The organism is uncultured Gimesia sp., from assembly GCF_963976445.1.
In the GTDB taxonomy this organism is placed as follows: domain Bacteria; phylum Planctomycetota; class Planctomycetia; order Planctomycetales; family Planctomycetaceae; genus Gimesia.
In genome coordinates, this window is the sequence record NZ_CAXBKP010000050.1 from 1 (window position 1) to 12,525 (window position 12,525).

Annotated in this window: 10 protein-coding genes; 9 read left to right on the forward strand and 1 reads right to left on the reverse strand. The window is 49.0% G+C overall.

Features of this window, described 5'->3' with window-relative positions:
* Positions 1–48 precede the first annotated feature (48 nt).
* From AAC022_RS26725 to AAC022_RS26735, 3 genes are read left to right on the forward strand one after another with little or no spacing between them, the layout of a single operon-like run.
* The gene (locus tag AAC022_RS26725; RefSeq protein ID WP_339736317.1) at positions 49–177 is read left to right on the forward strand and encodes a hypothetical protein; all 129 of its coding nucleotides are present in this window, start codon (positions 49–51) and stop codon (positions 175–177) included.
* Entirely contained in the window at positions 164–409 is a 246-nt protein-coding gene (locus AAC022_RS26730; RefSeq protein WP_339734130.1) for a hypothetical protein, read from the forward strand. Before AAC022_RS26725 ends, AAC022_RS26730 begins: the two co-directional genes overlap by 14 nt.
* A 21-nt stretch (positions 410–430) precedes the next feature.
* Complete coding sequence (locus AAC022_RS26735) at positions 431–559, forward strand: hypothetical protein (protein ID WP_339736319.1); 129 nt, start codon at positions 431–433, stop codon at positions 557–559.
* A 1,231-nt stretch (positions 560–1,790) separates the two neighbouring features.
* On the opposite strand, the gene der is transcribed toward AAC022_RS26735, so the two are convergent.
* A complete protein-coding gene (der, locus tag AAC022_RS26740) occupies positions 1,791–3,203 on the reverse strand; it encodes a ribosome biogenesis GTPase Der (protein ID WP_339736321.1) in 1,413 nt (470 codons plus the stop codon).
* 337 nt (positions 3,204–3,540) lie between these two features.
* Between der and hpnC the strand changes: the two genes are divergently transcribed.
* From hpnC to AAC022_RS26770, 6 genes are all read left to right on the forward strand, one after another.
* On the forward strand, positions 3,541–4,527 hold the full coding sequence (gene hpnC, locus AAC022_RS26745; protein ID WP_339736323.1) for a squalene synthase HpnC: 987 nt from the start codon (positions 3,541–3,543) through the stop codon (positions 4,525–4,527).
* 790 nt (positions 4,528–5,317) lie between these two features.
* On the forward strand, positions 5,318–8,164 hold the full coding sequence (locus tag AAC022_RS26750) for a ribonucleoside-diphosphate reductase subunit alpha (protein ID WP_339736325.1): 2,847 nt from the start codon (positions 5,318–5,320) through the stop codon (positions 8,162–8,164).
* Between the two features lie 69 nt (positions 8,165–8,233).
* On the forward strand, positions 8,234–9,316 hold the full coding sequence (locus AAC022_RS26755; protein WP_339736327.1) for a ribonucleotide-diphosphate reductase subunit beta: 1,083 nt from the start codon (positions 8,234–8,236) through the stop codon (positions 9,314–9,316).
* A gap of 773 nt (positions 9,317–10,089) precedes the next feature.
* The gene (locus tag AAC022_RS26760; protein ID WP_339736329.1) at positions 10,090–11,064 is read left to right on the forward strand and encodes a DUF1559 domain-containing protein; all 975 of its coding nucleotides are present in this window, start codon (positions 10,090–10,092) and stop codon (positions 11,062–11,064) included.
* Between the two features lie 112 nt (positions 11,065–11,176).
* Positions 11,177–11,689 carry a carboxypeptidase-like regulatory domain-containing protein gene (locus AAC022_RS26765; protein ID WP_339736331.1) on the forward strand — a complete coding sequence of 171 codons (513 nt, stop codon included), beginning with the start codon at positions 11,177–11,179 and terminating at the stop codon, positions 11,687–11,689.
* Between the two features lie 179 nt (positions 11,690–11,868).
* Positions 11,869–12,357: a hypothetical protein gene (locus tag AAC022_RS26770; RefSeq protein WP_339736333.1), complete on the forward strand. Its 489-nt coding sequence runs from the start codon at positions 11,869–11,871 to the stop codon at positions 12,355–12,357.
* The last annotated feature ends 168 nt before the right edge of the window (positions 12,358–12,525 follow it).

The following is a 12,525-nucleotide window of genomic DNA, read 5'->3' on the forward strand; positions in this document are numbered from 1 at the left end:
CGTAGCGAGCAGGAAGTGGCAGTGTGAGCGCAGAAGGTAATCAGAAAGGTGTCGACGACAAATGGCACTGCCGTGGGTTTGAATTTGATTGGCACTCTACCGTTCGAAACGGCGGCTCGCGCCGAGCCGCTCAGGCTGGGGATGCATTTTGAATTAACTGGTGGTGTTGCGATCTGATCATGATGGACGGCTACACGGTTGGAATGGTTTCTCTGCATTCGAACGAGCACCGTCGGGCAAGCCGAGCGGTGGCACACGAGAACGTTACCCTGTCTGTGGGATCGTGTTCTATCATGTGATTGAAAATGGATTGATAGCTACCACGAAAAACACGAACACACACGAAAAGCGTTGGGTGGGCTCGAATGTAATTCGGGCCGAGCGTAGCGAGCAGGAAGTGGCAGTGTGAGCGCAGAAGGTAATCAGAAAGGTGTCGACGACAAATGGCACTGCCGTGGGTTTGAATTTGATTGGCACTCTACCGTTCGAAACGGCGGCTCGCGCCGAGCCGCTCAGGCTGGGGATGCATTCTGAATTATCTGGTGGTGTTGCGATCTGATCATGATGGACGGCTACACGGTTGGAATGGTTTCGCTGCATTTGATCAGCACCGTCGGGCAAGCCGAGCGGTGGCACACGGGAACGTTGCCCTGTCTGCGGGAACGTGTTCTATGATGTGATTGTCATTGGATTGATGACTATCACGAAAGACACGAACACACACACACACACACGAAAAAGAACGGGGGGGCCTGAATGTAATTCGGGCCGAGTGTAGTGAGCAGGAAGTGACAGTGTGATCGCACAAGAAAGCGTGAGCGTGTGATCGTCTCCTGTTTTTGTTGAGTGGAAAGTCCCTGCTTAATCGGATGATTTTCCTGACTGTTTCCTGTTGTCTGCGCCAACCCCGAATTTGATTCGGGGTGACCTGGTTCCCTGTCAATTCGTCGTTGTTCCATTCAGCCATTGGTGCGGATTGTTCATCTGAGGGGCCGCTGGTGGTATCTGGTAGGATTGGTTTGTCGCTGGTGTGGGAATTTCTTACTGCTGTTTGAAACGGCGGCTCGCGCCGATCCGCTCAGGGGGGCGAGCTGATTCTGGTTCCGTTTCAGCAGTGAATTGGGATCGCTGGTCGCCCGGCGGGCGGACACATAGGTTCCGCCCCTACATTTTTTAAGGTTGAATTCATGTTCTGGTTTTGTGAGTCGATCAATCGGTTTCCTGTTTGCTGCGTTCGGCCTGGATGTGTATCCGGGTGGACCTTTCTATTTTGTGTTGGTGATGTTCGTCTCGTTGATGAAAATTTTCTTCAGAGGCGTGAGGAAGTCAAGAGGAATGGGATTTTGATATGGTGCAGACTGTGGTTGAGTGAGTGTCAGAAGGTGTGGGGAGTCGGTTGGGCGATGTTGGGAATGCGCGGATGTGTGTCGGCCCGCATAAAAATAAAGCGTTTGAGTTTGAGAAATCGCTCTGAAACAAGCGGTTTATGTGATGTGAGTTTGAGGTTGGTTTCACTTCTTCACCTGAACCAGTAGTGTTCTCGCGCGCGACACACATGACAGTGAAGCATCTTGAAGTGCGTGAGGCAGTCAAGATGAATTTATTCAGCAGGGCGTGATAGAGGTTCAGGCGTGAAGACGCGGCGTTGGTTTCCAAGATGGGGGAACGAGCGAGGGACTGGTAGCTGACCTGACGCTGATATCGTTCCAACAATAAAAGCCCGACATGAAAGGGGAGAGAATCAACGGACGTATGAACGTAAACCCTGCCCCCTTTTGATCGCTAGATCTCTATGACCGTTCTGGCTCGAAGTCTTCCTGGAAATCGTCGTGTTCGATCATGTCCAGACTTGGGCCACTATCGTCTTTGAGATCTTTCGAACGATAATAGATTTTGATCGGAATTTCTTTGAACGGGAGTTGTTCCCGCAGGACGCCGCTGAGGTAGCGTTTCCAGGATTCGGTAAAGAGTTTTGCATCGTTACACTTCAGAACAATCGTTGGTGGTTCGGTCGCAACCTGGGTCGCGTAGAAGATTTTTGGTCGACGGTTTTTAGAATACGGCGGTTGGCTGTTCTGGATGGCGGCCCGGACGATTTTATTCAGTCGGCCCGTCGAAACGCGAATGCGGGATTGTTTGTAAATGGCTTGTGCCAGGTTGACAACTTGTTTTATGTTTCGTGAGTCGCGGGCGGTCACGAATGCAACGGGCGCGTGTCGCATGGTACGAAATTGTGATGTCAGATATTCGTCCCATTTTTCAGAGGTCATCTTACTTTCGCGGCCCAGATCCCATTTGTTGATTACGAAGATGCAGGGCTTATAGTTCTCATCAATTTCTGCAACCAGCTGTTTATCCACTTTGGAAACCGTTTCTTGAGAATCAAAAAACATCAGCACCACATTGGCACGGCGGATACTGCGTTTGGCGCGTGTTAAGCCGTAAAATTCGATATTATTCGCGAGGCTCTTGCGTTTGCGTACGCCGGGGGTATCGATGGCCAGAAACGATTTTTCGTCGAATTCAAAACGAATATCCACACTGTCGCGCGTGGTGCCGGCGACTTCGCTGACGATCATTCGTTCCGATTCGGCAAGCGCGTTAATGAACGTGCTCTTGCCGACGTTGCGGCGGCCGACGATGGCGATTTTGAGTTCCGGTTCTTCAGAAAGCGATTCGCCTTCGCTTGTTTCAAACTCTTCGGCCGGGGGGAGTTGTTCCAGAAGCTCTTCGATCAGTTCATTACGGTTCCGATTGCCTTTGACGCTTGTTAAGACTACGGGTGAATTCGTCAGACGAAAGAACTGGGCCGCTTCGTCATCGGTTTTTATCGAATCGCATTTGTTAATGCAGAGGATCTTTGGCTTTTCAACTAACCTGAGTCTATTCGCGACTTCTTCATCCAGATGCGCAAGACCCATGGAGCCATCAACCACAAACAGAATCAGATCGGCTTCATCTATGCCTACCTGAATCTGGCGTTCGATATCTTCTGACAGGTCATCACTGTCGGTGATACCAATTCCGCCGGTATCGACCAGTTCGAAGTAGCGATCTTGTTCGTGTACCATGTACGTCACTCGATCGCGGGTCACACCTGCTGTCGGATCGACGATGGCGACGCGGTGACCGGCAAGCCAGTTGAAAATCGAACTTTTGCCTACATTGGGGCGACCCACGATAGCAATTTTTGGTACGGCCATGATTTTTACGTTTTTCTAAAGGAAGCGTTTTCAGTTTGAATCCATCGGGATTGGGTTTGCTCGCTTGATTTCCAGACCCGGGGCTTGTATCCCTGAGTGTGCTGGTATCAGAATCTTTTAAGCGCCCGTCGATTCGGAGTTTTTCTCTGTATGCTGACAAAAAAGCTGGGCTGACAAATAAGCCGGTGCTGATGCCGGGCGGCAAGAAACAGAACTCTGCGAACCGTCTTATGACGGTGATGGCATATTATGCGGCTGAGTCATATGTCTATAGAATATCCAGTTAGCGGACGATTGTTAATCAACTGGAGCACTACGTTTGGGAACTTCCAGCTAAATGACGGTATTTGAGCACGAATTGACCGCCTGGGGGCCCGATTCTTCCTATTATGAGGGAACGGATGCTCCAATCCACCTGGAGCAGGCCGGGGAATACTGCCGAAAGATCGCCCTGGGACATTATGAGAATTTTCCCGTTGTGTCGTGGGCATTGCCACGAGAGCTGCGTCAGCACTTTTTTAACGTGTATGCCTTCTGTCGCTGGGCCGATGATTTGGGTGATGAAATTCCGGGAGCAGAGACCTCACTCGCGCTGCTGGCATGGTGGCGGTCACAGTTAGCAGCCTGTTACCAGAAGATTTCCGGCACCGTGTCCGGCACCGTGGTTGATGGGCAAACACCCGTAGCACGTCTGCATCCCGTTTTTGTTGCCCTGACGCCAACGATTGAGGAATTTGCCCTGCCCCAAGAGGCGTTTGATGATCTGATCCAGGCCTTTGAGCAGGATCAGCGTCTGACGGAGTATCAGTCTTTTGAGCAGCTTCAGGAGTATTGTCGAAAGAGCGCGAATCCAGTGGGGCGGCTGGTGCTGCATCTCGGCCGCTCTGTTTCGTCTGAGACGCTGGCATGGTCTGATTCGATTTGCACCGGACTGCAACTTGCCAATTTCTTTCAGGATGTGGCGCGTGATTTTGCTATGGGGCGTATTTATCTTCCTGCAGAGGATCGCGCGCAATTCGGCTATACTGTAGAGCAACTACAGGAAAACGAGTTTAATGAATCGTTTCAACGGTTGATGGCCTTTGAAGTGCAGCGCGCCCGTCAGTTTCTGCTGGATGGTTTGCCGCTGGTCAATCAGCTTCCTGGACGACTGCAGGTTGACATTGATCTGTTTGTTCATGGCGGTCTGAAAATTCTGGATCAGATCGAGCGGCAGCAGTTCAATGTCTGGAAAAAACGTCCCGTTGTGTCTCGCTTTGAGTTTGCCTGGATGCTGATCCAAAGTCTGGCAAGACGACTTTTTTCTGGTTCAAATCGAACGTGAGCCGGGCTGGCCGCTGTATTCTTTGCTGATAAAATTCCGGTGAAGTTACGGTGAAGAGTCCTGTCGTTTCTTGTTTTGCTTTGTTTCAAGCTGGTGTGTTCCCGCAAGATGAACGGAAATTTTAAAGTATGACGGTCAGTGGATTGAGAAAGAACTCTTTTGCATTTTTTCATGATCTCGGGATTGGATTTGAATGAAATTTGTGTGTAGTTTCTACAAATATAGGGTTTTGTCGAGACTCGTTAATGATTCTTGACATCTTTGGACGATGTCCAACATTTAGTATTGACTACTGAAATATACACACTATATTGGGTGTTATGAGTGAGTGACCCAAGCGAATCACTATACAAGTGGTTCTTTTTGAGGCACGATAAAGTTGGTTTTGCCAGACTTTGGAGTAGTGTTTTTTTGAATAGATATGGGCCGTGTTTTTGTCTCAAGTCAGAACGGACGCGGTATCCTTTTTTGCTCGAAAAACCTGTCTCTCAGGTGTTTGGTCGAACCTTAGCTCTCACATTCAGATGGTTTCAGAAATTGAATTTCAGATCCGTGAGGGTTCTTAAGAGCAAAGGGAGTTGCCAGTCTATGCACCAAGGTGATGCTGCCTGCCTACCTCTGTCTCTTTATGTTTCCCTTCTTTTCTGTTGTGCCATTTCTGGCATTCTGGTGCGAGCTTATTGTGTGCCACGATATGTTGGTATCACCACATCCCTATTTGAATACCACAAGCTGCTGTCAGCATGGACGCAGCCGGATTTTTAGCATTCCATTTTAAGGAGGCAATCGAATGATTCGAGCGCAAACAGAATGGATCGTCACTAAGCGTGGGGGAAGAACCGCTTCCTTTGATGCTTCGTTGATCGGTCGTGCAATCTCTAACGCTTTCCGCGCAGAACTGAATCTCGCAGACAATCAGCCACTCGATGATGAAATTCGGATGGAAATTCCGGAAATGGTCGAGTCGGTCGCCAATGAAATTGCTTCCGCAGCCAGTAGTGATGCTGGTATTGAAGTGGAAAAAATTCAAGACGTTGTCGAGATGATGCTGATGCGGCGCGGTCACTACCGTATTGCCCGTCGTTATATTGTCTACCGTGCAGATCGTGCGAAGCTTCGTGCTTTACGAGCTTCTACTGATCTGGCGGATGAGTCTGAAGCAATCGAATCGACGACTCCCCGGTTTCATGTGATTCTGACAGATGGGACTAAGGCACCCTTCGATGAAGCCCGCATTTTGGCGCGACTTTCCGATGCCTGTCGCGGACTGGAAGGCGACTGTTCCTCTGAAGCGCTGCTGGAAGAAGTCATGCGTTCTATCTTCGATGGTATTTCTGTCGAAGAATTGTATCGTGCTATGATTCTGGCAGCCCGGACCCGTATTGAACGCGATCCTGCCTACGATACGGTTGCTTCACGCTTGATGCTGAAAATTATCTATAACGACGCTCTGGGAAATGCTCCCTCTGACGTCAATGAATTGAATCAACTGTATGTCGATCGTTTTCCGAAGTTCCTCAGTGATGGAATTGAAGCCAAACGATTGACTCCTGATCTGCACAAGTACGATTTGAATCGGATTGCTCTGGCTCTCAAACCCGAGCGGGATCATCTGTTCCAGTATCTGGGATTGCAGGCCATTTTCGATCGTTATCTGCTGCACATTGATGGCCGCCGCATTGAAACACCTCAGTATTTCTGGATGCGTGTTTCCATGGGACTGGCGATTCAGGAAGATGGTGATGTAACTGGCCGGGCGATTGAGTTCTATAACATTCTTTCCTCGTTCCGATTTACATCGGCAACACCGACCTTGTTTAACTCTGCGACACTACATCCTCAGTTGAGCTCCTGTTATCTCTCGACAGTCGACGACGATCTGGACCACATTTTCAAATGTGTTGCCGACAACGCCAAGCTTTCCAAGTGGGCTGGTGGGCTGGGTAATGACTGGACTCAAATCCGGGCAACCAACTCGCACATCAGTGGTACCAACGGTCAAAGCCAGGGTGTGATTCCGTTCCTGAAGGTCGTGAATGATACTGCTGTTGCTGTCAACCAGGGGGGCAAGCGTAAAGGTGCGGTCTGCTCGTACCTGGAAACATGGCACATGGATGTCGAAGAGTTTCTCGACCTGCGTAAGAACACAGGCGATGACCGACGACGTACTCATGACATGCATACGGCAAACTGGATTCCTGATCTGTTTATGCGTCGTGTTCGCGAAGATGCCGAATGGACTTTATTCAGCCCGAATGATGTTCCCGACCTACATGACCTTTATGGTCAGGCATTCGAACAGCGTTATGCCGAATACGAAAAGATGACCGAAACCGGTGAGCTCAAACTCTTCCGTCGTATTTCAGCCGTCGAATTGTGGCGTAAGATGTTGACTCGTCTGTTTGAAACAGGTCATCCTTGGATTACCTGGAAAGATCCTTCGAATCTGCGTTCGCCTCAGGACCATGCCGGCGTTGTTCACAGCAGTAACCTGTGTACTGAGATTCTGTTGAATACCTCGCGGGATGAGACGGCTGTCTGCAACCTGGGTTCAGTCAACCTGAAGCTGCATATTGTTAATGGTCAGCTTGATCTAAGAATGCTGGAAGAGACCGTTCGGACTGCAATGCGAATGCTGGATAATGTAATTGATATCAATTACTACCCCACTGCAGAAGCCCGTAATTCGAACACCCGTCATCGTCCCGTTGGTTTAGGCCTGATGGGTTTTCAGGATGCTCTCTTGGCTCAGGGAATCAGCTATGCCAGCATGCAGGCTGTGGAGTTTGCTGATGCCAGTATGGAAGCGATTTCGTATTTCGCGCTTCTGGCTTCTTCTGAACTGGCTGGTGAACGTGGTCGTTATGAGTCTTATGCCGGTTCCAAGTGGGACCGTGGCTTACTGCCCATTGATACGCTGGATTTGCATGAAAAAGAACGGGGAGTTCCGATTGAAGTGGATCGGCAGACCCGCCTTGACTGGCAGGTCGTTCGGGATTCGATTGCACAGAACGGCATGCGTAACAGCAACGTGATGGCGATTGCTCCCACGGCGACGATTTCGACCATCATTGGTGTGTCTCAATCGATTGAGCCTTCCTATAAGCATCTGTATGTGAAGAGCAACCTGTCCGGCGAGTTTACTCAGGTCAACCTCTTACTGGTGGATGATTTGAAAGCCCTTGGCCTGTGGGATGCGGACATGCTGGAAGCCCTCAAGTATTATGATGGCTCGGTCACAGAGATTGAGCGTATTCCTGATGACTTGAAGGCCCGTTATCTGACGGCATTCGAAGTGGAACCCAAGTGGACGATTGAATGTGCCGCCCATCGCCAGAAATGGATTGATATGGGGCAGTCACTCAACCTGTATCTGGCAGAACCTTCCGGCAAAAGGTTACATGATATGTATATGCTGGCTTGGGAACGCGGGTTGAAGACCACCTATTATCTGCGAACTTTGGCAGCCACTCAGGTTGAGAAATCCACTGTGGACGTCAACAAATTCGGAATTCAGCCGCGCTGGATGAAAAACGCAAGTGCCTCAGGTGATATTCAAGTCGATCGGGAGGCAGCCACCCTGATCACTCCTGGTGAGAGCTGTAATCTGGATGGCGACTGTGAAGCGTGCCAGTAGTCACTCCGTTTTTATCCTGTTGTAAATTATGCTCACTTTAAATTAAAAAATGGATTTCAAAGAGGTGTTATGATGACAATTCTTAATACAAACCCAGCTTCACCAAAAAAGAATGCCCCACTGGAAGATACGGCAGAGGGCCGTTTTAATGCAGATAAAAAGCGATTGATTAACTGCTCTCAGGTAGACGTTAATCAATTGATGCCTTTGAAGTATCATTGGGCCTGGGAGCATTATCTGAATGGTTGTGCCAACCACTGGATGCCAACCGAAGTCGGAATGACCAAAGACATTGAGATGTGGCGTTCCGACAAGCTCAGTGATGGCGAACGGTTTGTGATTATGCGAAACCTGGGTTTCTTTGCGACAGCCGAGAGCCTGGTGGCGAACAATATTGTGCTGGCTATTTTCAAGCATGTCACGAATGCCGAAAGTCGTCAGTACCTGTTGCGTCAGGCGTTTGAAGAAGCCGTGCATTCTCATACGTTTCTGTATATTGTGGAAAGCCTCGGGCTCAATGAGTCGGAAGTCTTCAACATGTACCACGAAGTTCCTTCGATCGCGAAAAAAGATCAATTAGAAATGGAACTGACGTCTGAGATTCTTGATCCCGATTTCACGACCGATACCTTTGAAGGGGCACAGGCCTTTTTAAAGAACCTGATCGGTTACTATCTGATCATGGAAGGGCTCTTCTTCTATACCGGTTTTGTGATGGTGCTCTCATTCCATCGTCGTAATATGATGACCGGTATCGGCGAGCAATTTCAATACATCCTGCGGGACGAAACCATTCACTTGAACTTCGGTATCGACTTGATCAATGGCATCAAGCAGGAAAATCCGGAACTCTGGACTCCTGAATTCCAGCAGCTCATTATTGATCGCATCAAGTATGCTGCCGAATTGGAAATTGAGTACGCCAAGGATTGTCTGCCAACAGGAATCCTGGGATTGAATGGCGACCTGTTCCGCGAATACGTGCAGCACATTGCTGACCGCCGTATGGAACGTATTGGCCTGCCCGCTCAGTATGGTTCTGCGAATCCTTTCCCCTGGATGAGTGAAACAATGGACTTGTCCAAAGAGAAAAACTTCTTTGAAACCAGAGTGACGGAATATCAAAGTTCCGGTTCATTAAACTGGGACTGATTCACCCACGACACAAAACAAGGCACCCTCGAAGGGACCACCAGCCGGTGGTCCCTTTTTTGATGCGCGGTATGAGGTGGGATAAAATGGGAGGCAGCGATTCTAAAAAAAGACCAGACTCCTTAAATCTCCCCCGACTTGCCAACCGCGAGTCTCTTTCTGGCCCTCACTGTCTGCATGCGAAAGTTTCTCAGAATCCTGAACTCGATGATGAAAAACAACCAGACGTGGAATCAAAATCGTCAATCTTCTTGACAAACTTCAAGACAGTCGCTGACCGCTTTAATGCTTTTCGTAAAGGTCCCACTCAGGCAGCAGTATCGATTCTGTCACAGGTTCTCTCCTGAAATGATGGAATGGCGAGTTCACCGTCGTGCGATCCTGGTGATCTCTGGTGCGAAATTAATTGGCAATCTTCAGAAAGTTATGGCACTCACGAAGTTATCGTCCGACGTCTCAATGTCCGAACATTCTGAGACGACGAAATAGTAGTTCTCATAAGTGAATCGTAGTAAACAGGTTATGTCTCGAGGTCCGGTATCCGGTGAGCTGGGGATTTTTACCGCCCCTTTTGATACTCCCGGTGGCACGTTCTTTGCATAACGATGTGCTGGAACACTGTGCTCTGTCCCTCCCCTGTTGAAGACCTCTAGACAAGCCTTCACGTTGAAAACCCTCTTGCTTCATATCATTCACTACTACATCAGGACAAGAACATGAGTCACTTATTGGAAATCAATTCCTTTTGCCATTTCGAAAGGTCCAAAACTACTGTGAGACGCTCCCGAGGCTTCACGCTGATTGAGCTTCTGGTAGTCATCGCGATCATTGCCATTTTAATCGCATTGCTGCTCCCTGCCGTGCAGCAGGCGCGCGAAGCGGCTCGCCGTTCCTCCTGCAAGAATAATATGAAGCAGCTTGGTCTGGCTCTGCACAATTATCACGACGCTCACACCAAGTTCCCCTATTCGAGTGCCAACAATGCCATGGTCTGGACGCAGGCCGGAGATCCGATCATGAATCAATCAGGATGGACGCTGCTGCTGCCCTATCTGGAACAGTCTGCTCTCTACAATCAGTTCAACTTCAGCGCCGCCCAACGCAACAGTTTGTTTAGTGGGTGGTCTTCGACTAGTTCGGGAACAGTGATGGGGGCGTCTGCGGACATTACCGCTAATATGGAACTGACAAAAAAAGTTATCGGCGTTTTCAATTGTCCGAGTGATGACAACAACCAGACCTACAATTCAGTGTCTCCCAACTACGGCTGTGGTGTCTCGGGAAGTGCCATGACCAACTACGGGTTCAGTGTCAGCTCCGGCACAGGGCCCTGGGCGTTGTGGGGAAATGAAGGAAGTACCACAAGAGCCCTCTTCGGAGAGAATTCCAATTCCGATATTTCGAAGATCAAGGATGGCACTAGTAATACTGTAATGGTGTGCGAAACGACTCGTCAGGTGCGGGATGGAACTGGTAACTACTGGGGATGTAGCGTCTACGCGGGAAATGGCGTCAATCTGGCCCACGGCCGAGGAATCAACTACTGGCTCTGTTGCTCCTGGACTCCTCCGATGACGGAACAGCCCGGCGTACTGGGGTCTTACAGTATGCCCGGAAGTTCTCATGTCGGAGGTTGTATGATCCTTCTCGCGGATGGTGCTGTGCGATTTATCAGCGAAAACATCGATGCCACTACCCGTACCCATCTCTCCAGTATCAAAGACAACCAGGTGATCGGTGAGTTCTGATTTGGGAATTTGTTTTCCGGGATGTTCCCACGCTCACGGACGAGGAGATCCGTGAGCGGCGGACTCTTCTTCTCTTAATCAATCCTGATTCTTCTAGCTCTGGTGGATGGATATGAGTGCTTGCTTAGATACGACGCGTGAATTGACTCGAGGGTTTGCGATACCTTTCGCGGTCATGCTTGCTTCTCTTTCTGGTTGTGGGGGTTCGAATTCCGGTCCCGACATTGAAATGATTCCTGTTTCGGGATCTGTGGCGATGGATGGTCAACCGCTCGTCGGTGCGATGGTTGAATTTCATCCCACTGGTAAAACGAAAGGGAACGGAGGATTTGGCCTGACCGATGAAGCAGGCAAGTTTACTTTGACTGACTATCATTCGAATCCGGGGTGCCCTCCGGGGGAGTACGGTGTGACCTTCTCGAAGATCACGCAACCGGACGGGTCTCCAATACCTCCCGATTCCCCACAAGGTGGGGTCGGGATGAAAGAACAGATTCCCCCGGTCTATAACCTGTTCAAGCCGCATGCGATCATTCAGGGAGCCACAGTCAAGGCGCCGGAATCGAAATTCGAGTTTCAGCTCGACTCAAAATTCAAGCCCCCGGCTTCGTTTTTTCAAAACTAGATCATCGAGTCTCAAGGTGTGTTTGAAACTCGCGAAGGTTTGAGGTAAAACGGCTTACTCTAGCAGATCGTTGCTGCAGCACTGGGTGGAACATTGTAAACTGAAGGATAAGCAGTCGTGAATGCAGAGGGCAAGGATGTGATGGAACTGTAGTCCTTATTCATTTTAAATAAGGAGCGATGATGCACCCCAGAACAAAAAACACTCTGGATAAATTAGAATCTGTAGAATGGTTTTCAAAAGTCGGTCAGAAAAGTGACCGAGTTTCAACAGCTACCGTACTCACGTCCTGGGACAAAGCAATAGCATCCTGCTCAAATATTGAATGGGAAAATCTTCTTCTGGAAGCAGCAAATCAATATTGTGAACGCTTAATAGAAAGATCACGAGAGAGATTTAATCGTTGGAACGATATTGTCAATGAAATGAAAAGTTACACAGTAGACTTAGTTCAAAAGAAGATCAAAACGACAGTAGAAGAAAATAACCTGCCTGAAGTATTTGAGGACTCTGTCCAATGGGATATTCTCCATTTGGCAATGGAAGCTGAATATGCGGATATTTATCCACCAGGTTTTTATGCAAGTCAATCCTATTGGTATTGCGAGGGGCATTTTCCATGTGGGTGGAACGGGGAATTTCCGGAAGGAAATATAATCATTTATTGACCCCTTTAATTTGTGTTCCTTTTTCGTCAGCTTACGGAATGATCGTTTTGACTGATTTTCAAGTTGACGAAAACCAGAGCGGCTGTTAAGCTCTGCCCCTTGGAATTGAGAAAACGCCTTGATTGCGGTTTTTCTTCCAGTAACCTTTTCGTTTTCACAGGAAAACAG

Excerpts from the sequence above, each read along its gene's own strand:
- AAC022_RS26765 (WP_339736331.1), top strand. The coding sequence starts at position 11,177 with ATGAGTGCTTGCTTAGATACGACGCGTGAATTGACTCGAGGGTTTGCG.
- AAC022_RS26770 (WP_339736333.1), top strand. The coding sequence starts at position 11,869 with ATGATGCACCCCAGAACAAAAAACACTCTGGATAAATTAGAATCTGTA.
- der (WP_339736321.1), bottom strand. The coding sequence starts at position 3,203 with ATGGCCGTACCAAAAATTGCTATCGTGGGTCGCCCCAATGTAGGCAAA.
- AAC022_RS26750 (WP_339736325.1), top strand. The coding sequence starts at position 5,318 with ATGATTCGAGCGCAAACAGAATGGATCGTCACTAAGCGTGGGGGAAGA.
- AAC022_RS26755 (WP_339736327.1), top strand. The coding sequence starts at position 8,234 with ATGATGACAATTCTTAATACAAACCCAGCTTCACCAAAAAAGAATGCC.
- hpnC (WP_339736323.1), top strand. The coding sequence starts at position 3,541 with ATGACGGTATTTGAGCACGAATTGACCGCCTGGGGGCCCGATTCTTCC.